Source organism: Saliniferula longa (assembly GCF_050789285.1).
In the GTDB taxonomy this organism is placed as follows: Bacteria; Pseudomonadota; Alphaproteobacteria; order Rhodobacterales; family Rhodobacteraceae; genus CAVPWP01.
Window position 1 is genome coordinate 1,099,597 of the sequence record NZ_JBOUVX010000001.1, and the last position, 24,144, is coordinate 1,123,740.

The window sequence follows — 24,144 nt, forward strand, 5'->3', positions numbered from 1 at the left end:
GCGCGTCACAGTCCGGCGGGCGCGATCGTCGGAATTGAAAGCCTGGAGGCGACGTGACACCTTCGCAGGATGGATGACGACTGGGTGCCCGAGACCGGACTGCTTATCGGGGCGCTGACGCCCGACCAGCGCGACGCGCTTGACGCGCGCGGGCAGACGCGCCGGTTCCATGCCGGGCAGACCATCTTCTGCCGGGGCGAACCGGGCGAGCATTTCTTCGTCATCCTTGAAGGCGATGTCGAGATTTCGGTGACGTCGTCGCAGGGGCGACGGTCGGTGCTGAACCACATGGGCCCCGGCGAGGTGCTGGGCGAGATCGCCTTTCTCGACCGCGGGACCCGCAGCGCGGACGCGGTGGCGACGACCGACGTGGTGCTGTCGGCGATCGACCGGCGGGCGCTGGCGGGGTTCCTCAACGACAATCCCGACGCGCTTCTCGACCTCATGGCGGCGCTTTGCGCCAAGGTGCGCAATGCGTCCGAGATGGCCGAGGGCTATGCCCTGTCTTCTGCGCCGGCGCGGCTTGCACGCTGCCTCATTCACATGGGCCGCAAGTGGGGGCAGCCCGACGACAACGGCGATCTGGTGCTGAGCCGAAGCTTCTCGCAGGGCGATCTGGGCCAACTGGCGGGGATCGCCCGCGAAAACGTCAACCGGCACTTCCGCGCGTGGGAGAAGGCGGGTCTTGTCGCCATGGACCGGGGGATCATCACGTTGCGGGATCCCGAGAGCCTGGCCGAGATCGCCGAACTCTAGCGGTCGCAGCCGCGCGGCGGCCACTGCATCGGCAAGTCCCTTGAGGCTGTGCGCCACCGTGTCCACCGCGGCGGCGTCGCTGGCGGCCTCGAGCGTGGCCCGCGCCGCAAGGCAGGTGTCGGCGTCGGCGGCGGCAAGGCGGGCCGCGACGTTCACCTCGCGCCCGAAGATCGACACGTTGCGGAAGGTGCCGCGCCCGGCATCGACGGTGCCGATGCAGATCGGGCCCGTGTTGACGCCGACGCCAACCGGGATGGCCCTGTCTCCTGCGCCGAGACCGGGATGCGCCAGAAGCGCGCGCGCCGCCGCCAGCGCCCTGGCGGCATGGTCGGGGCCGCTGAAGCCCGGCGGCCAGGCCGCCACCACGCAGTCTCCGTAGAAGGCCATGACGAAGCTGTCGTGATCGGCGATGACCGCCGTCGCGCTGCTGAGGAAGCGGTTCACGCGCGCGCGCACGTCGGCCGGCGGGGCACCGTCGGCATAGGCGGTCGAGTTGCGGATATCGACGAACAGCACCGTCATCTCGACCTCGGCGCCCCCGGGAAAGGCGTCGAGGAACTTGTCGCAGGCCGAGCAGTAATACGGATTGCGGCTTGAGGGGGCCTTGCCCTTGCGCCGCATGTACCAGCCGCCGACGCCGCCGAAGGGCGCAAGACACAGCCGGCAGCGCGGGTCCTTCGGCAGAACGCGGTGGGTGCGGTGCTGGGCCAGAAGCTCGGGGTGGCCATCGGCGAAGATCGTGCGCCAGAGGTCTTCGTTTCCGGTCTTCTGGGCGAAGGTCTCGGTCATGGGTCAGGTCCAGTATTTCTTGGGCATTTCGGTGATATGACAGCCCCGCCCGCCGCAAGGGTCGATGGCGGGGCTGTTGCAGACGGCGGTGCAGTAAAGAGACGACGGTCCCGCCGTCACCGGCCAGGCCGGCCCCGTGCCGCGGTAGAGAAGCTCGATCCTGCGGTCGGGCCTGAGCGGCGTGTCGCAGGGGATCGTCGGCGTGCCGGTCGCGGGATCGCGCAGCCGCACGGCGGGCACCGTCACCACGATCCCCGCCTCGAGAAGCGCGGGGTCAAGCCAGTCGGCGGTCGACCCGTCCAAGCTGAGCACATGGTCGTAGTCGGGACCGAAGCCTTCGACCTCGAACGGCCCGGTGGCGAGGCGTGCCGTCTGAAGGTTGGTCATGTGCGCCTCGTCGCCCGACCCGAACAGGAGATACGGGGCGACATCGGGCAGGCTCAGGAGGTGGGCGAAGGGGCGGAAGGTCACGACGTGCTCGATCGTGACCTCGATGCCCTCGATCGCCGGGCGGCAGAGGTCGCGGCTCCAGGGGAAGAAATGGTCGCCCGGCTCGCCCTCGAAGGGACGCATCCCGTGAAAGATGTCGGCGACGATGGTCTTGCGCCGGCCCGAGGCAAGCTCGGGGATGGTCATTTCAAGCGTGGTGTCGTCGTCGGTGTTCTTCTGGTTGCAGAGCACGAAGAAATCCGACGGATAGGCGGTGCGCAGGCGGCTGAGTTCGCGGTGGGCGTCCGTCGGCAGGCCAAGCCGCAGCGCCAGCTGGTACTTGTGGATCTCGCAATGGAACTGGGTCATGTGGACCCCGAAGATCGTCTTGCCGCCGACCAGCGTGGAGGCGTGCTGGTGTGGATCGTTTGCGATCCGGGGGTGGGGTGCCCGTGGTGTGGCCCGTTGTGTGGCCTATGCTTGGCGCCTTTTCGGGTGTCGTTCGGCGGTTTCGTCATGCGGAACATGGAAGTCTTCCTGTGGGTCAGGGCGGGACTAAGGGATCAAGGCCATGGCGGTGCAAAAGATCGCCGATCTCGCGCATGACCGTCCGGCGCAGCACCTCCATCAGCCGGGGAATGAAGTTGCCCCGCCCGTCCGGCGCGGCCGTGTCCGTGAGCCAGGGGTTCTGCGTGGTCGAGATCAGGACATTCGCGGCGACCCCGGGAGACGGGTCGCCGCCCGCGCGGGCGGCGAACCGGTCCACGAAGCCCTGGCCGAAATCGGCCGGATCGAAGCGCGACGCGGTCAGGAACATCTCTTCGCGCGGAACGCCGCCGCCGTGGTCGGACTGGTGGCTGAGCGCCTGGAAGACCGCATCGTTGAGCTGGTTCATCAGGCCGAGGTCGCGATTGACGCCGTGGGCGGTGCGGAAGTTGAAGGCGTAGGTCAGGATCGACAGATCCGCGCCCAGCCCCCGGAACAGGTCCAGAAGGTTCGGGTCGTCCTCGATCCGGGCCAGAAGGGCGGGGTTCTCGAGCGGGACGATCTCGTGTCGGATCCTGTCGACCTCGTCCCGGATCTCGGCCGCGTCCTTGCCAGCGCGTTCGGCGGGCAGGCGCTGAAGCAGGGTCACGGTGAAGGGATCGTCGTCGCCGGCCAGGGCGACGAGGGCGGCGTGGAAGCGCTTGTTGTTGAAGATGCAGCGCCCCAGAAGCCGGCCATATCCGCTTTGATCGGCCGGGATGACGCTGTGCGACAGGAAGACGCCGGCCGGAGCTGCGCCGGGCTTCGACCCTTCGATCCCGAAGACGCCGACCGAGTCTTCGCTGCCGTCGTGGAAGACCACCGGCGCGGCAAAGGTGACAAGGTCGCGCATCGCCCCGTTGCGATAGCACAGCGCCCCCGCGAGGTAGGGCAGAAGCCCGACTTGTGCGGGTCAAGCGTCACGCTGTCGGCCCCCGCGATCGCCTGAAGCTGGCGACGGACGTAAGGCGAAAGCTGGATGTCGGGGCGGCGGTCGATGAGATCGGGCGCCGTCAGCGTCGCCATCGCGCCGCTGTCGCGCGGCGGTCGCACCATCGCGGCGAAGTAGCCGCCCCCCGCGGCATCCGCGTGCACCGCGAAGTCCAGTCCCATCTCGCGGTATTCCTCGCGCAGCGACAGGATCCCGGCCAGGGGATCGACCGCGCTTTCGCCGATGCTGCCGAGAACCGCCACGACCTGCAGAACCGGACGCCGCGCCTCGAGGCAGTGGTCCAGCGCCCGGCGCAGGGCCACAAGGTCCATCCGCCCGACGTCGTTCACCGCCACCAGACGCAGCGCATTCGCGCCAAGTCCCAGAAGCGCCGCCGTCTTGGCCCAGCTGTAATGCGCCGTGGCCGGAGCCAAGACCACGGGCAGGCCGATGTCGTCGTCGACGTGTCGGCGGTAGAGGTCGGTCAGGCCGATGCGCTGCACCAGGAAAGGCGCCGCCGCGCGGTCAAGCGTCGCTGGCGCGATGCCCGCGGTGGCCATGATCCGCGCCGAAAGGCCGATGGCCGCGTCGACCGGAAGGTTCAGAAGCTCCCACGTCGTCATGTCGAGCAGGCGCTTGCGCCGGCCGTCGGCCGTGCGCGCGGTGACGCCGCGGGCGCGCGCCCGATGAGGCGTGCGAGATGGGCTTCATTCTCGGCCTTGGGCCCAGGGAACCAGGTCGCGGGCTCGACCGAGCCCGCTGTGGTCAGGGTCAATCCGGTCCCGGATGTCGCCCGATGTCGCGCGGCCTTCGCGGGCCGCCGATCGCTGCCTTCCGTGTCCGGGTCCCTTGTCCCGCGTCAGGACACCTTACCAATGGTCAACTTTCAGGAAAGGATAAATTCCCCGGCCGGGGCGGTGCCGGTTCAGGCCGAGGCGAAGCCCTGGATCAGCTGGCGCAGGCCAAGGGCCGCGCCCAGGACGATCGCGATCAGCGTGAGAGGCGCGCCATAGCTCAGCAGCGCAAGGGCCGAGACGCCCTGGCCGATGGTGCAGCCCATCGCGATCGCGGCGCCAACGCCCATCAGGCCCGCGCCCAGGATCTGCCGGCGCAACTCGCGCGGGTCCTCGCAGGCCTCCCACCGGAAGAGCCCGCGCAGAAGGCTGCCAAGGAAGGCCCCAAGCCAGACCCCGGCCACCGCCCCGATGCCGAAGGACACCGTGCCGCCCGAGGCGGTCATCGCGAAAAGCACCGTCTCGCCGATCGGGGCGGCGAAGGTGAAGGTCTCGACCGGGACGGCGCCAAGGCTGCGATCGGCGACCCACTGGGTACCGGCCAGCGCCCCGGCGACGGTGGCGCCGACGAGCAGACCCCAGACGACCATGCCCCGCTGGCGGCGGAACCCCGGCGAGGCCAGGATCGCCGCCATGCAGGCAAGGCCGATCGCGATGCCGAAGACGGGCGCGGCGATGCCCGTCGCGGACGCAAGCAGGTGGGCATAGCCCGGAAGGCTGTCGGTCTGGACAAGGTCGGGCGGAAAGAGCCAGAGCCGGACATGGGCCAGCGGACCGGACAGCGTCACCAGCGCCGAGATGCCCAGCACCAGCACGATCACGAAGCTGCGCAGGTCGCCCCCGCCCAGCCGCGCCAGCGCCCCGAAGGCGCAATTGCCGGCGATCGCCATGCCGTAGCCGAAAAGAAGGCCACCCGCGACGCTTGCCACCGGGTTCCAGCCACCGTCGAGGTAGATCGTCTCGGCCGGGTTCACGAATCCCGCCGCGATCAGCACGAAGCTGAGGACCATAGCGCTGGCCGCCGCCAGAAGCCACATCCGCATCCGGTGGTCCGAGCCGCCGTAAAGCATGTCCTCGATCGCGCCTAGGGTGCAGAACCGCCCGATGCGCGAGGCCAGACCAAGGACGATACCGCCCAGCAAACCGATGCAGGCGACGAGATACGCGTCGCCGAGGCCGTTCCACATGGCCTTCGCCCTCCCATGCGCGCCGCGCCGTGTCGGATCTTCGTCGTTTCGTCCGTTCCCGCGGCCGCTCAGCCGTTCTTGCAGAACAGCTCGTAGACGACTTCGAGTATTTGGCGGGGGCGGTCGTCCGTCAAGCTGTAGTAGATCGTCTTGCCCTCGCGGCGCGGCGTCACCAACCCTTCCAGCCTGAGCCGGGCCAGCTGCTGCGACACCGCCGCCTGACGCGCGGCAAGAAGATCCTCGAGCTCGGTCACGGATTTCTCGCCGGTCACGAGGTGGCACAGGATCATCAGGCGTCCCTCGTGGCTGATCGCCTTGAGGAAGTTCGACGCCTCGGTCGCGTTCGCCAGCATCCTGTCCATCTCGGTGTCCGAGATATCCTTGGTGAAGACCGGAAGTTCCATGATCCTGGTGCCGCCCCTAGAACGCGATCTGATCCGCGACCGCGTCGATGCCCGCCTGCGCACAGACATCGTCGGCCTCGGGCGAGGGCGCCCCCGAGACGCCGATGCCGCCGACCATATCGCCGGCGCCGGTCTCGACCATCAGCCCGCCACCCAGCGGCAGCGCTTCGGACAGATGGCGGATGCCCTGGCTGATCTCGCCCGGGCTGGTGGCGCGGTCCAGGTCGGTCGTGCTGCTGCGGAAGCTCACCGCCGACCAGGCCTTGCGGCGCGAGGTCTCGTAGACGTGCAGGCCCGCGAAACGGTCACGCAGGAAGACCTGCGGGATGCCGAAGCGGTCGACCACGGTGACGCCCACCTGATAGCCCTCGGCGCGGCAGGCCTCCATCGCGGCGGTCGCCATCTCGAACGCAATCTCGGGCTTGAGAACCTGGAAGGTGACGAAGGCGCCGTCGTCCTGCGCCGCGGCGGGGGCCGCATGGGTGGCGATCAGCGCCGCGGCGGCAGCGGCGGATGCAAGCGTCTTCATTGTGTTCCTCCCTCGAAATCGGTGTGTTGGTCCAGCATCACCCCAAGCAGGCCCCAGAAGAAATCTTCGCCCGGGTAGCCTTCGAGCCGCGCCAGTTCGACCCCGTTCTCGACCAGGACGAAGGTCGGAGTGATGCGCAGCGGCGAGGCGAAGCTCAGGTCGTCGGGGTAGGGGGCGTGCAGGTCGATCAGGCGCAGCGGCGCATAGGCGCCTTCGGGCGTGCGGGCGTATTCCTCGGGCCCGACGTGGTCGTTCCACATCTTGCAGTAAAGGCAGCCGCGCTGTTCGACCATGACCAGTTCGGCCCCGGCCGCGGGACCGAGGGGCAGGACGGCCACAGACGCCGCCACGAGAAGTCGGGTCCACTTCGTCATCACGCCATTGACGCTGTTCGCTTGAACTATGTAATTTGAATATGTGAATTGATCAAGGAAGTCCGATGTTCGACGTCTCATTCGCCGGCGCGCTTCTTGCGGGACTTCTGTCATTCCTGTCGCCCTGCATCCTGCCGATCGTGCCCTTCTATCTCAGTTACATGGCCGGTGTCAGCATGAACCAGATCACAGCCGACGGGCAGTTGACCCCGGCCGTGCGGCGGCGCGCGGTGATCTCGGCGCTGTTCTTCTCGGCGGGAATCATTTCGATCTTCGTGGCGCTCGGCGCGGCGTCGAGCCTGGCGGGGCAACTGGTGCGCGAATGGTTCGACGTGCTGCGATGGCTGGCGGCGGCGCTGATCTTCGTGATGGGGCTTCACTTCCTGGGCGTGGTGCGGATCGGCCTCCTGTACCGCCAGTTCCGCGCCGAACCGGGCGAGGTCAACCGGATGAGCTTCGTTGGCGCCTACCTGATCGGCGCGGCCTTCGCCTTTGGCTGGACGCCCTGCGTGGGACCGGTGCTGGCCGCGATCCTGTTCACCGCCGCAGGCGCCGAGACGGCCGCGCGTGGCGCGCTTCTGCTTCTGACCTACGGCATCGGGATGACCGCGCCGTTCGTGGTCGCCGCGCTTTTCGTGGGGCCGTTCATGCGCTGGATGAAGGGGTTCCGACGGCACCTGCCCAAGGTCGAGAAGGCCATGGGCGGGCTTCTGGTGGTCTTCGCGGTGCTGATCGCGACGAATACGATCAACTACATCGCAAACTGGATGGTGATGTTCTGGCCGCAGATCGGCTGACCTAGGGAGGAGCGACGATGAACAGACTGTTGACCCACGTGACCACTGCGCTGGCCGCGCTGGCGGTGGCGCTGCCCGCCTGGGCGGTCGAGATCGGCGACGACGGGCTGCACAAGACGCCCTGGATGCGCGACACCTTCAAGGATCTCGGCGAGGACCTTGCCGAGGCCAACGCCGAGGGCAAGCGCCTGATGCTGATCTTCGAGCAGCGCGGCTGCATCTATTGCACCGAGATGCACGAGACCGTGTTCCCCGATCCCGAGATCACCCAGTACATCGAGGACAACTATTTCGTCGTCCAGCTCAACCTGCACGGCGACATCGAGATCACCGATCTCGACGGCGAGGTGCTGAGCGAGAAGGCCGCCGCCCGCAAATGGGGAATCATGTTCACGCCGACGATGATGTTCCTGCCCGAAGAAGTGGGAAGCGATCAGACGGCGATGCAGGCGTCGGTCGCAACGATGCCGGGGGCCTTCGGGCGTGGAACCACGCTCGACCTGCTGACCTGGGTCAACGAAAAACGCTATGAAGATCAGTCGGAAGAAGACTTCCAGCGCTATCACGCCCGCCGTATCCAGGAACGCTCGAACGGGGGAATGGACTGATCGGGCGCTGACCGGCGGCGTGGGGAAAGGATGCCGAATTCAAGAAAATGAATTTGTTGTTGCATCGGGCCGCCTCGGTATATTAGCGTATACGAAATGATCTCGGACGGTCTTTGGGAGGAGCCATGAGAGCACTTGCAGCAATGGTTGGCGCCGCGGCGCTGGCGGCTTCGGCCGCGGTCGCGGACGAGGTCGCGCCGCAGGATGTGGTCTACGGCGAGTACGGCGAGATCGAGGTCTCGCTGTCTGGCCAGCCGGGCGATGCCGCGGCCGGCCAGAAGATCTACTCGGACCGCGCTCTGGGCAATTGCGTGGCCTGCCATACGGTCTCGCAGCTTCTCGAAAGCGTTGGCTTTCACGGCAATGTCGGCCCGTCGCTCGACGGTGTCGCCGACCGCTGGAACGAGGCCGAGCTTCGCGGCATCGTCGCGAATGCCAAGAACGTCTACGACGGCACGATGATGCCTGCCTTCTACAAGACCTCGGGCTATATTCGGCCGGGCGAGGGCTTCACGACCAAGCCCGCGACCGAGCCGCTGCCGCCGCTTCTGACGGCCCAGCAGATCGAGGACGTGGTCGCCTTCCTGATGACTTTGAAGGAGTGACCCGGACGGGTCGCTTTTCCAAGAGGAGAACGAAATGGAACTGACAAGACGCGGAATGTTCGCGCTGGGGGCGGGGGCCGCCGCCTTGGCGCTGATGCCGGCGCTGCCGGCGAATGCGGCCGTGGAAGATGCCATCGCGGCCTTCACGGGCGGCGCGCCGGTGGGCGAGGGCGGCATCACGCTCACCACCCCCGAGATCGCCGAGAACGGCAACACCGTTCCGGTCAGCGTGTCGGCCCCGGGCGCGGTCGCCATCATGCTGCTGGCCACCGGCAACCCGAATCCGGATGTCGGCACCTTCAACTTCGGTCCGCTCGCGGCAAGCCAAAGCGCCTCGACGCGCATCCGGCTGGCCGGCACCCAGGACGTCGTCGCGATCGCCAAGATGGCGGACGGGTCCTTCGTGCAGGCGACCAACAACGTCAAGGTCACCATCGGCGGCTGCGGCGGCTGATCTGAGGAGAGAACATCATGGCAGACGTCAAACCCCGCGTCCGCGTCCCCGACACCGCCTCGGCCGGTGAGACCATCGTCATCAAGACGCTGATCAACCACGCCATGGAATCCGGCCAGCGCAAGGACTCGAACGGAAATCCGATCCCGCGCCAGATCATCAATCGCTTCACGGCCGAGTTCAACGGCCAGATGATCATCGACGTGAAGATCGAACCCGCGGTTTCCACCAACCCCTACTTCGAGTTCGAGGCAGTCGTGCCGGAGACGGGCGAATTCACCTTCACCTGGTATGACGACGACGGCTCGGTCTACACCTCGACCGCGCCGATCACGGTCAGCTGAGGCGAAGGCAGCGCGAAAGGGAGGAAGCGCATGACTGGAACAACGCTGAAGAGCGGGCTTGCGGCGATGGCGATTGCGGTTGCCGGTGCGGCCGTCGCCGACCCCGTCGACGATACGCTCGTTCTGAACGGCGAGATCGAGATGACAACCCGGGCGCCCGCGTCCGAGTACATGTCGAGGATCTTTCCCGAGGTCATCTCGGGCTGGCACTACCGCGAGGACGACACGCGCGACATGCAGCGTGACGACTTCGACAACCCGGCGATGCTTTACGTCGACCAGGCGCGCGACGTCTGGAACACGGTCGAAGGGTCGGCTGGCCAGTCCTGCGCGTCCTGCCACGGCGATCCCGAAAGCCTGACGGGCTTCTGGAACACCCAGCCGAAGTTCAACGAAGAGGCCGGCACCGTCTGGGCGGCCGAGCAGTTCGTCAATAACTGCCGGACCGAACGGATGGGCGCCGAAGCCTGGGGCTGGGACAGCGGCGAGATGCGCAACATGACGGCGCTTCTGGCCTCGGTCTCGCGCGGGTTGCCGATGAACGTGGCGGTGGACGGTCCCGCGCAGCCCTATTGGGAGCGCGGGCAGGAGATCTACTATACCCGCTATGGCCAGTTGGAGCTTGCCTGCGCGAACTGCCACGAAGACAACAACGGCAACTACATCCGCGCCGACCACCTGAGCCAGGGCCACATCAACGGCTTCCCGACCTACCGGCTGCGCAACGCGGGCCTCGTGTCACGTCAAAACCGGTTCAACGGGTGCATCCGCGACACCCGGGGCGAGCCTTACGCCATCGGGTCGGACGACTTCGTCGCGCTCGAACTTTACGTCGCCTCGCGTGGCAACGGGCTTTCGGTCGAAGGACCGGCTGTCCGCAACTGAGAACATGGCCCGCGCGGGACACCGCGCGGGCCTTTGTCTATCCAAACGTATTCATGTTCGCGAATACGAATATGCACGAAAGGACCGGCGATGATCTCGCGGCGTGATTTCCTTCAGGCAAGCATGGCGGCCTCGGCGATCGTCGGGGCCAGCGGCTTTGGCAACTGGGCCCGACTCGCCGCGCAGCAGGCGCTGACGCAGGACCAGCTTCTGCAGTTCGACAGCTTCGGCAACGTGACGCTGATCCATCTGACCGACCTTCACGCCCAGCTCACCCCGATCTGGTTCCGCGAGCCCGAGGTGAACATCGGCGTGGGCGAGAACCGGGGGCAGGTGCCCCACGTCACCGGGGCCGACTTCCGGCAGCTATACGGGATCGAGGACGGCAGCCCGTCGCATTATGCGCTGACCTATGACGACTTTTCCGCGCTGGGGCGGACTTATGGGCGGATGGGCGGTGTCGACCGCATCGCCACCGTCGTGAACGCGATCCGCGCCGACCGGCCCGAGGCGATCCTTCTGGACGGCGGCGACACCTGGCACGGCAGCTATGGCTGCTTCCACACGCAGGGCCAGGACGTGGTCAACGTGATGAACACGCTGCGCCCGGACGCGATGACGTTGCACTGGGAGTTCACGCTGGGCACCGACCGCCTGCTGGAGCTGGTGGGCGGCCTGCCGTTCCCGGTTCTGGGCCAGAACATCTTCGACGCCGAATGGCAGGAGCCGTCCGAGGACTTCCCGCCCTACACCTTCTTCGAGCGCGGCGGCGCGAAGATCGCCGTGATCGGCCAGGCCTTCCCCTACATGCCGATCGCCAACCCCGGCTGGATGTTCCCCGAATTCAGCTTCGGCATCCGAGACGAGAACATGCAGGCCATGGTCGACGAGGTCCGCGCCGAGGGCGCCGAGCTTGTCGTGGTGCTCAGCCACAACGGCTTCGACGTCGACAAGAAGATGGCCAGCCGCGTGACGGGCATCGACGTGATCCTGTCGGGCCACACCCACGACGCCCTGCCCGAGCCGCTGCTTGTGGGCGAGACGATCATCGTCGCCAGCGGCTCGAACGGCAAGTTCGTCAGCCGCGTCGACCTTGACGTGCAGAACGGCCGGATGATGGGCTTCCGCCACAAGCTGATCCCGATCTTCTCGGACGTCATCACCCCCGATCCAGAGGTCGCCGCGGTCATCGAGGCCGAGCGCGCGCCCTTCAAGGACACCCTGGAAGAGGTCGTCGGCCAGACCGACAGCCTTCTGTTCCGGCGCGGCAACTTCAACGGCACCTGGGACGACCTGATTTGCGACGCGCTTCTGTCCGAGCGCGACGCCGAGATCGCCCTGTCGCCCGGCGTGCGCTGGGGGCCGTCGCTTCTGCCCGGCGATCCGATCACGCGCGAAGACATCTGGAACGTCACCTCGATGACCTATGGCAAGGCCTACCGGACCGAAATGACGGGCGACTTCCTGAAGGTCGTGCTCGAGGACGTGGGCGACAACATCTTCAACCCCGATCCCTATTACCAGCAGGGCGGCGACATGGTGCGCGTGGGTGGCCTTGGCTACACGATCGACATCGACAAGCCCCAGGGCGAGCGGATCTCGGACATGACGCTGATTTCCACGGGCGAGGCGATCGACCCCGCGCGCAGCTACGTCGTGGCAGGCTGGGCCAGCGTCAACGAAGGCACCGAAGGCCCCGAGATCTGGGACGTGGTCGAGGCGCATGTGCGCAAGCTCGGCACCGTCACCGTCGCGCCGAACACAAGTGTGAAAGTCCTTGGCGCCTGAGCGCCGCGACATAGGAGAGCAAGCGATGACCGATACCCCCTCGCTTCCCAAGCCGTCCCGGCGCGCCTTCCTGCGCGGCACGGCGATGGCGGCCGGTGCGCTGGCCGCGGGCCGCGCGGCGGCCGAAGGCCCCGACCCGCTGATCACCGAAGTCCAGCCCTGGGCGCAGGGCTTCGGCGACGGCGTCGACGCGGTGCCCTACGGGATGCCAATCCACTTCGAAAGCCACGTCGTGCGCCGCAACGTCGACTGGCTGACCGCCGACGTGGTTTCGTCGATCAACTTCACGCCGATCCATGCGCTGGAAGGCACGATCACGCCGCAGGGCTGCGCCTTCGAACGGCACCACTCCGGCGCGATCGAACTGTCGAAACCCGACTACCGTCTGATGATCAACGGGCTTGTGGAGCAACCGCTGGTCTTCACCTACGCCGACCTCGAACGCTTCCCGCGCTCCGTGCAGACCAATTTCTGCGAATGCGCCGCGAACTCGGGGATGGAATGGGGCGGCGCCCAGCTTCAGGGGGCGCAGTTCACCCACGGCATGATCCACAACATGGAATACACCGGCGTGTCGCTTCGCACACTGCTTCAGGAAGCGGGTGTAAAGCCCGAAGGAACCTGGGTTTATGTCGAGGGGGCCGATGCCTCGTCGAACGGCCGCTCGATCCCGATGGAAAAGGCGCTGGACGACGTTCTGGTGGCCTTCTTCGCCAATGGCGAGGCGCTGAGGAAGGAACACGGCTATCCCGTGCGCCTGGTCGTGCCGGGATGGGAAGGCAACCTCTGGATCAAGTGGCTGCGCCGGATCGAAGTGACCGACGGCCCCGTGGAGGCCCGCGAGGAGACCTCGAAGTACACCGACCTGATGCCGGACGGCCGCGCGCGCAAATGGACCTGGGAGATGGACGCGAAATCCGTCATCACCTCGCCCTCGCCGCAGGCGCCCTGGCGGCAGGGTCCGGGGCCGATGGTCATCACCGGTCTGGCCTGGACCGGGCGGGGCCGGATCACCCGCGTCGACGTTTCGCTCGACGGCGGCAAGAACTGGCAGGAGGCTCGGCTTGCCGGCCAGCCCGAGCCCATGGCGCTGACGCGGTTCTACCTCGACCATGTCTGGGACGGCTCGGAGATGCTGCTCCAGTCCCGCGCGATCGACGAGACCGGTTATGTCCAGCCCACGAAGGACGCGCTGCGCGACGTCCGAGGGTTGAACTCGGTCTATCACAACAACGGAATCCAGACCTGGTGGGTCAAGCCGAACGGGGAGGCCGAGAATGTCGAAGTGTCGTAACCTGCTGCTGGCCACGGCGGCCGCAAGCGTCCTTGCCGCCCCTGCCTTCGCCGAGCGGCTTGGCATCGGGCGGCCCGCGCTGCCCGAAGAGATCGCGGCCTGGGACGTCAACGTGATGCCCGACGGCACCGGCCTGCCCGCGGGCTCGATGAGCGTCGAGGACGGCGAGGCGGTCTTCGTCGACAACTGTTCGTCCTGCCACGGCGATTTCGCCGAAGGCATCGACAACTGGCCGGCGCTGGCCGGCGGCCGCGGCACCCTGACGAACGCGCGCCCGGTGAAGACGGTGGGGTCCTACTGGCCCTACGTCTCGACCGTGTGGGACTATGTCCACCGCTCGATGCCCTTCGGGAACGCGCAGGTCCTCGAACCCGACGAGGTCTATGGCATCGTGGCCTACATCCTCTATTCCGAAGGCCTGGTGGACTACGACTTCGTTCTCTCGAACGAGAACTTCACCGAGGTGCGTCTGCCCAACGAAGACGGCTTTTACGTCGACGACCGGGTCGAGACCGAGTTTCCGGTCTTCACCGCCGCGCCCTGCATGACCGATTGCAAGGCCGAGGTCACGATCACCCGCAAGGCGTCCGACCTCAAGGTGACGCCGACCGACGATCAGGGCCATCCCGCCGGCACGCTGCCCGACATCACAGTGGCCTCCGCGGAAGGCGCGGCCGCCGTGGTCGAGGCCGCTGCCGACGCCCCCGAGGCAGCCCCCGAGGCAACCCCCGAGACGGCCCCCGCCGAAGAGGCGGCCGAGTCGACGCCGGCGGCCGAGGGGCCCGATCCCGAACTGATCGCAGCCGGCGAGGCGGCGTTCCGCCAGTGCTCGACCTGCCACGAGGTCGGTGAGGGCGCGAAGAACAAGACCGGGCCGCAGCTGAACGACCTCTTCGGGCGTCAGGCCGGGTCGGTCGAGGGGTTCCGCTATTCGAAACCCTTCGCCGATGCCGGCGCCGGGGGGCTGGTCTGGACCGAGGAAACGGTGCACGATTTCCTCATGCAGCCGCGCGACTACATCAAGGGCACCCGCATGTCGTTCCGGGGCTTCCGGGACGAGGCGGACATCGCGGCGGTGATCGCCTATCTGCAAAGCTATTCGGAGTAGACCATGCCACATTCCTCTGCCGGTGCGTTGGCCGGTGCCTGGGCCGCCGTCGTGATGTCGGTCGTGCCCGCCCTGGCAGAGGAACTTGGAGATGCGGCGCGCGGGGCCGAGATTTTCGTCCAGTGCAGCGGCTGCCACGAGGTCGGGCCGGGGGCGGAGAACGCCATCGGTCCGCACCTGAACGGCGTGTTCGGGCGGCGGGCGGCAGCGTTCGAGGACTATCGCTATTCGAAAGGTCTGGACCGGGCGGGAAGTGACGGGCTTGTCTGGGATCTCGACACGCTGGACGCGTACCTGGAAAACCCCCGCATCCTTGTCTCGGGCACGCGGATGAGCTTTCCCGGCCTGCCCGACAAGCAGGACCGCAACGACGTATTGGCCTACCTGCGGCAGTTCTCGGCCAGCCCGCAGAACATCCCCGAGGCCGTGCCCACCGCCCGGCCGCGCGATCCCGACCTGACGCTCGAACCCGAGATCCTCGCCATTCAGGGGGATCCGGCCTATGGCGAATACCTGTCCAACGAATGCAAGACCTGCCACCAGGCCAGCGGCGCCGACGAGGGCATCCCCTCGATCACCAACTGGCCGGCCGAGGATTTCGTGCTGGCCATGCACGCCTACAAGCGCAAGATCCGGCCGCATCCGGTGATGCAGATGATGGCCGGCAGACTTTCGGATGAAGAAATTGCCGCTTTGGCCGCGTACTTCGAAGCGATAGAATGAAACCATAAGCCACAAGAACACACCAAGGGAGGACTGCCATGAAGATCGCCAGACGGACATTCCTGGGCTCTGCCGCAGCCGCATCCGCGATCCTTGCCGCGCCCATGCTGGGCGCTCAGGGCCGACCACGCGTCGTCGTCGTCGGTGGCGGGGCGGGCGGGGCCACCGCGGCGCGCTATATCGCCAAGGACAGCGCCGGCGCCATCGACGTCACGCTGGTCGAGCCGACCCGCGTCTACTTCACCTGCTTCTTCTCGAACCTCTTCCTCGGCGGCTTCCAGGAGCTTGACGACCTGGGCCATACCTACGGCACGCTGGCGGCCGACTACGGCGTCAACGTGGTGCACGACTGGGCCGTGGGCATCGACCGCGACGCGAAGACCGTATCGCTTGGCAGCGGCTACGCGCTGCCCTACGACCGGCTGATCCTGAGCCCCGGCATCGACTTCATCGAAGGCTCGGTCCCGGGCTGGAGCATCGCCGATCAGGACGTGATGCCCCATGCCTACAAGGGCGGCACGCAGGCGGGGCTTCTGCGCGCCCAGATCGACGCGATGCCCGAAGGCGGCACCTTCGTCATGGTCGCGCCGCCCAATCCGTTCCGCTGCCCGCCCGGCCCCTACGAACGGATTTCTATGGTGGCGCACCGCTTCACGCAGGTGAACCCGACCGCCAAGATCATCATCGTCGATCCCAAGGAAAGCTTCTCGAAGCAGGCGCTGTTCGAAGAGGGCTGGCAGAACCACTATCCCGGCATGATCACCCGCATCGGCCCCGACTTCGGCGCCGAGACCGTGACCGTGAACCCCGAGACGATGGAGATCGACGTCGACGGCGAGGTCATCAAGGCCGATGTCGCCAACATCATCCCGGCGCAGCGGGCGGGCACGATCTGCCAGCTCGCGGGCATCACCGACGGCAACTGGGCGCCAGTGGTTCCGGCCTCGATGCAAAGCCGCATCGACCCGAACATCTTTGTCCTTGGCGACGCCAGCGCGCAGGGCGACATGCCCAAGTCGGGCTATTCGGCCAACAGCCAGGCCAAGGTCGCGGCGATGATCGTGCGGGGCGAGCTGACGGGAAGCCAGGTCTTCCCGGCGCGGTATTCGAACACCTGCTGGTCGCTGATCGCCACCGACGACGGCGTCAAGGTCGGCGCCGCCTACGAACCGACCGAAGAGAAGATCGCCAGCGTGTCGAGCTTCATCAGCCAGACGGGTGAGGACGCCGCGCTGCGCAAGCAGACCTATGAGGAAAGCCTGGGCTGGTACGCCGGGATCACCTCGGACATGTTCGGCTAGGGCCGGACGAGGGCGCGCGCGGCCCCATCGCGCGCGCCGCAAAAGGGGGTGTCACCATGCGTCTTGCGATCACCGTTGCGGCCGCCGTTGTCGCGGCCTCGGCCCTCGTCTCGCCCGCGTCGGCGCAGGACGCCGTGACCTACGCCTTCGACGGCTCGTTCGACGACGCGGCCTTCGGGGTGGAGTCGGCGATCGTCGGGCGCGGCCTTGTCATCGATCACGTCAGCCACGTGGGCGAGATGCTGTCGCGCACGGCGTCCGACGTGGGCAGCGACGTCGAGATCTTTGCGCAGGCCGACGTCTATCAGTTCTGCTCGGCGGTGCTGTCGCGCAAGGTCATGGAGGCCGACCCGATGAACCTCGTCTATTGTCCCTACGGCATCTTCGTGGCCGAACGCGCGGGCGAGGTGACGATCGGGTATCGCGCCTTCCCCGACGGCCCGATGCAGGAGGTCCAGGCCCTTCTGGACGAGATCGTGCGCGAGGCCGCCGGCCTTTAGCGCCTGCGCGATTGACGCAGGTCAAGGCGGTCTCCGCGCCCCCGGCTAGGCTGGCTTCAGGGGGAACGGAAGGGAACGACACCCGATGCTTGAGGCGCTGATCGACCGGCACGGAGACGCGGCCGTCCTGTTCGGTGGCGGGCTGGCCGTGGGGCTTGCGTTCGGCGCGCTGGCGCAGCATTCGCGTTTCTGCCTGCGCGCGGCCACGGCCGAATTCGCGGGCCGCACCCTTGGCCCGCGCATCTCGGTCTGGCTTCTGACCTTCTTCGGTGCGGTCGTGGCGGTCCAGGGCGCAATCCTCTGGGGCTGGCTCGACACGTCAGACGCCCGGCAGATCGCCGCCGTGGGCAGCGTCTCGGGCGCGCTGGTCGGCGGGCTGATGTTCGGGGTCGGCATGATCCTGGCTCGCGGCTGCGCCAGCCGGCTTCTGGTCCTGTCGGCCACCGGCAACCTGAGGGCGCTTGTGACCGGCCTGATCCTTACCATCGTTGCGCAGGCGTCGCTTCGCGGCGGCCTTGCCCCCGCGCGCGAGGCGATCTCGGATCTCTGGACGATCCCCGGCGGGCAGGCACGCGATCTTCTGGGCGCCGTGGGCCTTGGTCCCGGCGCGGGTTTCGCGCTTGGGCTGGCCGGCCTTGTGCTGGCGGTGGTGCTGGCCGTCCGCAACACCGTCGGCATCAGCCGCGGCGTGGCGGCCGTCGGGGTCGGGCTGGCCGTGGCTGCCGGCTGGGTCTTCACCTACGCCATGACGCAGGTCTCGTTCGAGCCGCTGATCGCGGGCTCGGTCAGCTTCACGGGTCCTTCGGCCGACACGCTGATGGGCTTCGTGAACGAACGCTCGATGCCGCTTGACTTCAACGTGGGCCTCGTGCCCGGGGTCTTCCTTGGCTCGGCGGTCATGGCGCTTGTGACGCGCGAATGGCAGCTTCAGGGGTTCGAGGGCGGGCCGTCGATGCTGCGCTATTTCGCGGGCGCGGCGCTGATGGGCTTTGGCGCGATGCTGGCGGGCGGCTGCGCGGTCGGGGCAGGGGTCACGGGCGGGGCGATCTTCGCGATGACCGCCTGGCTGGCGCTTGGCGCGATGTGGTTCGGCGCGGTCGTCACGGTCCTGATCGAGGGTCGGATCGAGGCCGCGGGCACCACGGGCCAGCCGGCATGAGCTGGATCGACCGGTTTGCGGGGCTGTCGAAGCTGTCGCCGCCTATTCGCGAGATGCTGGAAAAACGCAGCGTCGTCGTCTCGGTGCCGCGCGACACGGTGATCTTCGGCCCCGGCAAGGCGCCCGAGAACCTGCTGCTGCTTCTGGACGGCACGGTGCGCGTCCAGCAGGTGTCCGAGTCCGGGCGCGAGATCGTCCTGTACCGCGTGCACGCCGGCGAAAGCTGCGTGCTGACCACCGCCTGCCTTCTGGCCTACGAGGATTATTCCGCCGAAGGCGTCGCCGAGACGGAGGTCGAGGCCGCCGCGATCCCCCGGCAGGTCTTCGACGACCTCGTCTCGGGTTCCGAGGTGTTTCGCCGGTTCGTCTTTTCGGCCTACTCCAAGCGCATCACCGACCTGTTCCTGGTGATCGAGGAAATCGCCTTCCGGCGGATGGACATCCGGCTTGCCCAGAAGCTGATCGAACTGGCCGGGACGGGGCGCGATGTGCGCGCCACACATCAGCAGATGGCGGCCGAGCTTGGCACCGCGCGCGAGGTCGTCTCGCGCCAGTTGTCGGAATTCCAGCGCCGGGGCTGGATCGAACAGTCGCGCGGCGCGATCGGGCTCAAGGATCCCGCCGCCATCGCGGCTCTGGCCGAGACGGCGTGAGCGCGCGTCTTGGTGACATCGTCACTGAACCGTCTGGCGGAAAGGCGTAGCAGGGCGGGGACAGATCGGAAGGAGTCGTCTGATGACTACAAATGTCGGAAGCCTTGACCGCGTGCTGCGCGCGCTTCTGGGGATCGTGCTGATCCTTGCCCCCTTCGTCAGCGGGGCCGCCTTGTTTCAGGGCGCGATGACCTGGGTCAGCGTCGTCGTCGGCGCGGTCCTTCTGTTCACCGCCGTCACGCGATTCTGCCTGCTTTACCGGGTGCTTGGCATCACCACCTGCCGCACCTGAGCGGACCTGCGACCAAAGGAGGAACCGGAAATGGCCTATCCCGCGAACACCGCCGTCAAACCCGAGGTCGAAGCCTTCTTCGATCCCGCGACCTGGACCATCAGCTACGTCGTGAAGGACCCCAATTCGAAGTCCTGTGCGATCGTCGATTCGGTTATGGACATCGATTATGCCGCCGGCCGCATCACCCATGACAGCGCCGACAAGATCATCGACTACGTCCGGACGCACGACCTCAAGGTCGAGTGGCTGATCGAAACCCATGTCCACGCCGACCACCTGTCGGCTGCGCCCTATCTTCAGGAAAAGCTGGGCGGCAAGATCGGCATCGGCGAGAATATCACCATCGTGCAGGACACCTTCGGCAAGGTCTTCAACGAAGGCACCGAGTTCCAGCGCGACGGCAGCCAGTTCGACCGCCTCTTCAAGGACGGTGACACCTACACCGTGGGCACGATGCAGGCCTTCGCGATCCATACGCCAGGCCACACCCCGGCCTGCATGACCCATGTGATGGGCGACGCGGCCTTCGTGGGCGACACGCTGTTCATGCCCGACATGGGTTCGGCCCGGGCCGATTTTCCCGGCGGCTCGGCCGAAGCGCTCTACGACTCGATCCAGCGCGTGCTGACGCTGCCCGACGAGACGCGGCTTTTCATGTGCCACGACTACGCGCCGAACGGCCGCGAGATCCGGTGGGAAACCACCGTGTCCGAGGAAAAGGAAAAGAACATCCACGTCGGCCACGGCAAGACGAAGGAGGACTTCGTCAAGTTCCGCACCGAGCGGGACGCCACGCTGGACATGCCGCGCCTGATCATTCCGTCGCTTCAGGTCAACATGCGCGCGGGCGAGGTGCCGACCGACAAGGACGGCAACCAGATGCTCAAAGTTCCCGTCAACAAGCTCTGAACCCGGAGACCGCGCCCATGGACCCCAAGGCCATCTCGACCCAGCTGTCGGTCAGCCCGCAGATCTCGATCGACGAGGTCAAGGCGCTGGCCGACCTGGGCTATCGCTCGATCATCTGCAACCGGCCGGACGGCGAAGGCGCCGACCAGCCGACCTTCGAAGAGATCGAGGCCGCCGCGACGGCCGCGGGCCTTCAGGCGCGCTACATCCCCATCGTCGCGGGCACCGTAAGTGACGAGGACGCCGAGCTCTTTGCCCGGGCGATGGACGAGCTGCCGAAGCCCGCGCTGGCCTACTGCCGCACCGGCACACGGTCGGCCACGCTCTGGTCTCTGAGCCAGGCCAAGCGGATGTCGGTGGCCGATATCCTGGCCGCGACGAAGGCGGCGGGCTACGACATGGCCGGCGTGGTGCGGCGCATCGTGAACGGCGGCAAGACGCCCACCGACACGGGCGACGCGCATTTCGAGGTCGTGATCGTCGGTGGCGGCGCGGCCGGCATCTCGGTCGCGGCCAGCCTTCGGGCGCGGCGGCCGGGGCTTGAGATCGCCATCATCGACCCCGCCGACATCCACTATTACCAGCCCGGCTGGACGATGGTGGGGGGCGGCATCTTCAACGCGGCCTCGACCGCCAAGACCATGGCCTCGCTCATCCCGGCGGGCGTGCACTGGATCAAGTCGGCCGTCGCCGCGTTCGAGCCCAAGGACAACGCCGTCGTCCTCGACGGCTGCCGGGTGGTGAAATACGACCGCCTTGTGGTCTGCCCGGGGCTGAAGCTGAACTGGGCCGGCGTCGAGGGACTGGTCGAAACGCTGGGAAAGAACGGCGTCACGTCGAATTATCGTTATGATCTGGCTCCATACACATGGGAGCTTGTGCAGAACCTGAAGTCCGGCCGCGCCGTCTTCACGCAGCCGCCCATGCCGATCAAGTGCGCCGGCGCGCCGCAGAAGGCGCTGTATCTGTCGGCCGACCATTGGCTGCGCAAGAGCCGTCTTGGCGCGATCGACATCGATTTCTACAACGCCGGCGGCGTCCTGTTCGGCGTGAAGGAATACGTGCCGGCGCTGGAAAGCTATATGGCGCGCTATGGAGCGGGTCTGCATTTCTTCCACAATCTCAAGCGTATAGATGGCCCGGCGAAGAGAGCCTGGTTCGAGGTGAAGACCCCGGATGCCCCGGTGTCCGAGGTCGAAGTCGAATTCGACATGATCCATGTCGTCCCGCCGCAGACCGCGCCCGACTTCATCCGCGTCTCGCCGCTGGCCGATGCCGCCGGCTGGGTCGATGTCGACCAGGCGACGCTGCGCCACAAGACCTGGGACAACGTCTGGTCGCTGGGCGACGTGATGAACGCGCCCAACGCCAAGACGGCGGCAGCGGCGCGCAAGCAGGCCCCCGTGGTGGCCGAGAACATCGTGGCCGACATGCGCGGCCTCAGCCCGCGCGCGCAATATGACGGCTATGGCTCGTGCCCGCTGACGGTCGAGAAGGGCAAGATCGTGCTGGCCGAGTTCGGCTATGGCGGCAAGCTTCTGCCCAGCTTCCCGACCTGGCTGATCGACGGCACCAAGCCATCGCGCGCGGCCTGGCTTCTGAAGGAACAGATCCTGCCGCCGGTCTATTGGCTGGCGATGCTGAAGGGCAAGGAATGGATGGCGAAACCTGAAAAGGTTTCCGTGGCCTGAGGGCCGAACCTCATGGTTCCGGGGCGTCCGTCGCCCCGGACTGAAAGAAAGATGCGAGCATGACAGGAACAGGCAGGCTGGCCGCCGCACGGCGGTTCTTTCCCATTCTGGAGTGGGGCAAGACCTACAACCGCGACACGCTGACGAACGATGCGGTGGCCGCGGTGATCGTGACGATCATGCTGATCCCGCAGTCGCTGGCCTATGCCCTTCTGGCGGGTCTTCCGGCCGAGGTCGGGCTTTACGCGTCGATCCTGCCGCTGGTGGCCTACGCCATCTTCGGCACCTCGCGCGCACTGGCCGTGGGGCCAGTGGCGGTGGTGTCGCTGATGACGGCGGCGGCGGTCGGCAACATCGCCGCGCAGGGCACGGCCGAGTATATCGCGGCCGCGGTGATCCTTGCGTTCCTGTCGGGCCTCATGCTGCTGGTGATGGGCGTCTTCCGGCTGGGATTTCTGGCGAACTTCCTGAGCCATCCGGTGATCGCGGGGTTCATCTCGGCCTCGGGCATCCTGATCGCGGCCAGTCAGCTGGGCCAGATCCTGGGGATCAAGGCCGGTGGTCACAACCTGGTCGAGCTTCTGCACGGAATCGTCGCCAACATCGGACAGACCAACCCGATCACGCTTGCGATCGGGGCGGGGGCGACGGCGTTCCTGTTCTGGGTGCGCAAGGGGCTGAAGCCGATGCTTCTGGGCGCGGGCGTGGCGCCGCGGCTTGCCGATATCCTGGCCAAGGCCGGCCCGGTGGCGGCCGTCGCGGTGACGACGCTGCTGGCGTGGGGCCTTGGGCTGGCCGATCGTGGGGTCGCCATCGTGGGCGACATCCCGCAAGGCCTGCCGCCCTTCACGCTGCCGCAGTTCGACGCCGATATCTGGATGTCGCTGGCCGGGTCGGCGGCGCTGATCTCGGTCATCGGGTTCGTCGAAAGCGTCTCGGTCGCGCAGACACTTGCGGCCAAGAAGCGCCAGCGCATCGACCCCGACCAGGAGCTTGTGGGCCTTGGCGCCTCGAACATCGCCTCGGCGCTGTCGGGCGGCTATCCGGTCACGGGCGGTTTCGCGCGGTCGGTCGTCAACTTCGACGCGGGCGCCGAAACGCCCGCCGCCGGCGCCTTCACCGCTGTGGGCATCCTTCTGGCGGCGCTTCTGCTGACGCCGCTTCTCTACTTCCTGCCCAAGGCCACCCTGGCCGCGACGATCATCGTCGCGGTGCTGTCGCTGGTCGATCTGGGCATCGTGCGCCGGACCTGGGCCTATTCGAAGGCCGATTTCTTCGCGGTGTCCGCGACCATCCTTCTGACCCTGGGCTTCGGGGTCGAGACAGGCGTCTCGGCCGGGGTGCTTCTGTCGATCGTGCTGTTCCTCTACAAGACCTCGCGCCCGCACGTCGCCGAGGTGGGGCTTGTGCCGGGCACACAGCATTTCCGCAACATCCGCCGTCACCGGGTCGAGACCGACCCCTCGATCGTCACGATCCGCATCGACGAAAGTCTCTACTTCGCCAATGCCCGCTATCTCGAGGATTTCATCTATGACCGTGTCGTGGGCGACAGGGCGATCCGGCATGTGGTGCTGATGTGTTCGGCGGTGAACGAGATCGACATGAGCGCGCTTGAATCGCTCGAGGCGCTGAACCACAGGTTGAACGAGATCGGGATCCGGCTGCACCTGAGCGAAGTGAAGGGCCCGGTCATGGACCGTCTGGAACGCACGCATTTCCTGGACGAACTGTCGGGCCGGGTCTTCCTTTCGCAGTTCGAGGCGATGCGCGCCTTGCAACCTGGAGGCGAAACGGGCCCGGCGCCGCTTCGGTGCTAGGATTGCGGGGGGCCGGGCGCGCAGATCGCGCGGACCGGCCTGCCACAATCGGCACGATTCGAGGCCGGATGGGCGCGGATTCTTTCAGATAATCGCGTCCGCGCTCCCGCCGCGGCACCCTGAAATCCCGGAAATCGCGGCGGAACAGACTGTTGTCGCTGGCGCGACAGTGCGACTTTGGCGATCCGGCCTCAATTCTTAACGTCCGGTTTATGTTGGATCGGACGACAATTCGCTTCGATTCTTATGGGTTTTTCGGGGCCGATCCCGCCCTGAACACGGCCTTTGTTGCGCACCGGGAAACCATCTGGGCCGTTCTCCGTCAACTGCCTGCGGGCGGGTGCACCATATCGACACAGTCGGGCGGCTTCCTGCCCAAGTATCGCCGGACGCGCCGGACAGAAAGGTGCCGTAGCGGATCGGACAGCCTGCCACCAAGCGTTGACCGGACTGCGTAGTGAGTAGATGGTAGGGGACCAGTATCGGTGCCCG

Annotated in this window: 26 protein-coding genes and 1 pseudogene; 19 read left to right on the forward strand and 8 right to left on the reverse strand. The window is 66.9% G+C overall.

Annotated elements, in window-relative coordinates:
- Positions 1 to 69 precede the first annotated feature (69 nt).
- Entirely contained in the window at positions 70 to 756 is a 687-nt protein-coding gene (locus ACRDNQ_RS05140; RefSeq protein ID WP_431827559.1) for a Crp/Fnr family transcriptional regulator, read from the forward strand.
- Positions 757 to 945: 189 nt separating this feature from the next.
- On the opposite strand, the pseudogene ACRDNQ_RS05145 reads toward ACRDNQ_RS05140, so the two are convergent.
- The 8 genes and pseudogenes from ACRDNQ_RS05145 to ACRDNQ_RS05180 all read right to left on the reverse strand — a co-directional run.
- Positions 946 to 1,545: pseudogene (locus ACRDNQ_RS05145) on the reverse strand (adenylate/guanylate cyclase domain-containing protein); the annotation flags it as partial.
- Positions 1,546 to 1,548: 3 nt separating this feature from the next.
- Positions 1,549 to 2,343, reverse strand: coding sequence for a hypothetical protein (locus ACRDNQ_RS05150; protein WP_431827560.1), 795 nt, complete (start codon positions 2,341 to 2,343; stop codon positions 1,549 to 1,551).
- Between the two features lie 175 nt (positions 2,344 to 2,518).
- Positions 2,519 to 3,109 (reverse strand): hypothetical protein, encoded by a 591-nt coding sequence (locus ACRDNQ_RS05155; RefSeq protein WP_431827561.1) that lies wholly within the window; start codon positions 3,107 to 3,109, stop codon positions 2,519 to 2,521.
- On the reverse strand, positions 3,106 to 4,053 hold the full coding sequence (locus ACRDNQ_RS05160; RefSeq protein ID WP_431827562.1) for a pyridoxal-dependent decarboxylase: 948 nt from the start codon (positions 4,051 to 4,053) through the stop codon (positions 3,106 to 3,108). Before ACRDNQ_RS05160 ends, ACRDNQ_RS05155 begins: the two co-directional genes overlap by 4 nt.
- 302 nt (positions 4,054 to 4,355) lie before the next feature.
- A complete protein-coding gene (locus tag ACRDNQ_RS05165; RefSeq protein WP_431827563.1) occupies positions 4,356 to 5,411 on the reverse strand; it encodes a YeeE/YedE family protein in 1,056 nt (351 codons plus the stop codon).
- A 68-nt stretch (positions 5,412 to 5,479) separates the two neighbouring features.
- On the reverse strand, positions 5,480 to 5,815 hold the full coding sequence (locus ACRDNQ_RS05170) for an ArsR/SmtB family transcription factor (RefSeq protein ID WP_431827564.1): 336 nt from the start codon (positions 5,813 to 5,815) through the stop codon (positions 5,480 to 5,482).
- 16 nt (positions 5,816 to 5,831) lie between these two features.
- On the reverse strand, positions 5,832 to 6,344 hold the full coding sequence (locus ACRDNQ_RS05175) for a GlcG/HbpS family heme-binding protein (RefSeq protein ID WP_431827565.1): 513 nt from the start codon (positions 6,342 to 6,344) through the stop codon (positions 5,832 to 5,834).
- On the reverse strand, positions 6,341 to 6,718 hold the full coding sequence (locus ACRDNQ_RS05180; protein WP_431827566.1) for a thioredoxin family protein: 378 nt from the start codon (positions 6,716 to 6,718) through the stop codon (positions 6,341 to 6,343). Before ACRDNQ_RS05180 ends, ACRDNQ_RS05175 begins: the two co-directional genes overlap by 4 nt.
- 65 nt (positions 6,719 to 6,783) lie before the next feature.
- Here ACRDNQ_RS05180 and ACRDNQ_RS05185 point away from each other — a divergent pair, with 65 nt between their 5' ends.
- The 18 genes from ACRDNQ_RS05185 (at position 6,784) to ACRDNQ_RS05270 (ending at position 23,652) form a co-directional block, all read left to right on the forward strand.
- On the forward strand, positions 6,784 to 7,515 hold the full coding sequence (locus ACRDNQ_RS05185) for a cytochrome c biogenesis CcdA family protein (protein ID WP_431827567.1): 732 nt from the start codon (positions 6,784 to 6,786) through the stop codon (positions 7,513 to 7,515).
- A 17-nt stretch (positions 7,516 to 7,532) separates the two neighbouring features.
- Positions 7,533 to 8,123 carry a thioredoxin family protein gene (locus ACRDNQ_RS05190; RefSeq protein WP_431827568.1) on the forward strand — a complete coding sequence of 197 codons (591 nt, stop codon included), beginning with the start codon at positions 7,533 to 7,535 and terminating at the stop codon, positions 8,121 to 8,123.
- 125 nt (positions 8,124 to 8,248) lie between these two features.
- On the forward strand, positions 8,249 to 8,728 hold the full coding sequence (gene soxX / locus ACRDNQ_RS05195) for a sulfur oxidation c-type cytochrome SoxX (protein WP_431827569.1): 480 nt from the start codon (positions 8,249 to 8,251) through the stop codon (positions 8,726 to 8,728).
- 34 nt (positions 8,729 to 8,762) lie between these two features.
- Positions 8,763 to 9,182 carry a thiosulfate oxidation carrier protein SoxY gene (gene soxY, locus ACRDNQ_RS05200; RefSeq protein WP_431827570.1) on the forward strand — a complete coding sequence of 140 codons (420 nt, stop codon included), beginning with the start codon at positions 8,763 to 8,765 and terminating at the stop codon, positions 9,180 to 9,182.
- A gap of 14 nt (positions 9,183 to 9,196) precedes the next feature.
- A complete protein-coding gene (soxZ, locus tag ACRDNQ_RS05205; protein WP_431827848.1) occupies positions 9,197 to 9,526 on the forward strand; it encodes a thiosulfate oxidation carrier complex protein SoxZ in 330 nt (109 codons plus the stop codon).
- Positions 9,527 to 9,556: 30 nt separating this feature from the next.
- Positions 9,557 to 10,411 (forward strand): sulfur oxidation c-type cytochrome SoxA, encoded by an 855-nt coding sequence (soxA, locus tag ACRDNQ_RS05210; RefSeq protein WP_431827571.1) that lies wholly within the window; start codon positions 9,557 to 9,559, stop codon positions 10,409 to 10,411.
- Between the two features lie 90 nt (positions 10,412 to 10,501).
- Positions 10,502 to 12,199, forward strand: coding sequence for a thiosulfohydrolase SoxB (soxB, locus tag ACRDNQ_RS05215; RefSeq protein WP_431827572.1), 1,698 nt, complete (start codon positions 10,502 to 10,504; stop codon positions 12,197 to 12,199).
- Between the two features lie 25 nt (positions 12,200 to 12,224).
- Positions 12,225 to 13,493, forward strand: coding sequence for a sulfite dehydrogenase (gene soxC / locus ACRDNQ_RS05220; RefSeq protein ID WP_431827573.1), 1,269 nt, complete (start codon positions 12,225 to 12,227; stop codon positions 13,491 to 13,493).
- Positions 13,477 to 14,601, forward strand: coding sequence for a c-type cytochrome (locus ACRDNQ_RS05225; RefSeq protein ID WP_431827574.1), 1,125 nt, complete (start codon positions 13,477 to 13,479; stop codon positions 14,599 to 14,601). The genes soxC and ACRDNQ_RS05225 overlap by 17 nt, the downstream gene beginning before the upstream one ends.
- A gap of 54 nt (positions 14,602 to 14,655) precedes the next feature.
- A complete protein-coding gene (locus tag ACRDNQ_RS05230) occupies positions 14,656 to 15,324 on the forward strand; it encodes a c-type cytochrome (RefSeq protein WP_431827849.1) in 669 nt (222 codons plus the stop codon).
- A gap of 38 nt (positions 15,325 to 15,362) precedes the next feature.
- Positions 15,363 to 16,625, forward strand: coding sequence for an FCSD flavin-binding domain-containing protein (locus ACRDNQ_RS05235; RefSeq protein WP_431827575.1), 1,263 nt, complete (start codon positions 15,363 to 15,365; stop codon positions 16,623 to 16,625).
- Positions 16,626 to 16,681: 56 nt separating this feature from the next.
- Positions 16,682 to 17,125 (forward strand): DUF302 domain-containing protein, encoded by a 444-nt coding sequence (locus ACRDNQ_RS05240; protein ID WP_431827576.1) that lies wholly within the window; start codon positions 16,682 to 16,684, stop codon positions 17,123 to 17,125.
- A gap of 85 nt (positions 17,126 to 17,210) precedes the next feature.
- Entirely contained in the window at positions 17,211 to 18,284 is a 1,074-nt protein-coding gene (locus ACRDNQ_RS05245) for a YeeE/YedE family protein (protein WP_431827577.1), read from the forward strand.
- Entirely contained in the window at positions 18,281 to 18,937 is a 657-nt protein-coding gene (locus ACRDNQ_RS05250) for a Crp/Fnr family transcriptional regulator (protein WP_431827578.1), read from the forward strand. The genes ACRDNQ_RS05245 and ACRDNQ_RS05250 overlap by 4 nt, the downstream gene beginning before the upstream one ends.
- A gap of 82 nt (positions 18,938 to 19,019) precedes the next feature.
- Positions 19,020 to 19,229 carry a YgaP family membrane protein gene (locus tag ACRDNQ_RS05255; protein WP_431827579.1) on the forward strand — a complete coding sequence of 70 codons (210 nt, stop codon included), beginning with the start codon at positions 19,020 to 19,022 and terminating at the stop codon, positions 19,227 to 19,229.
- Positions 19,230 to 19,259: 30 nt separating this feature from the next.
- Complete coding sequence (locus ACRDNQ_RS05260) at positions 19,260 to 20,141, forward strand: MBL fold metallo-hydrolase (RefSeq protein ID WP_431827580.1); 882 nt, start codon at positions 19,260 to 19,262, stop codon at positions 20,139 to 20,141.
- Positions 20,142 to 20,158: 17 nt separating this feature from the next.
- Complete coding sequence (locus ACRDNQ_RS05265) at positions 20,159 to 21,832, forward strand: bifunctional protein tyrosine phosphatase family protein/NAD(P)/FAD-dependent oxidoreductase (RefSeq protein ID WP_431827581.1); 1,674 nt, start codon at positions 20,159 to 20,161, stop codon at positions 21,830 to 21,832.
- A gap of 59 nt (positions 21,833 to 21,891) precedes the next feature.
- Positions 21,892 to 23,652: a SulP family inorganic anion transporter gene (locus ACRDNQ_RS05270; RefSeq protein ID WP_431827582.1), complete on the forward strand. Its 1,761-nt coding sequence runs from the start codon at positions 21,892 to 21,894 to the stop codon at positions 23,650 to 23,652.
- Positions 23,653 to 24,144 lie beyond the last annotated feature (492 nt).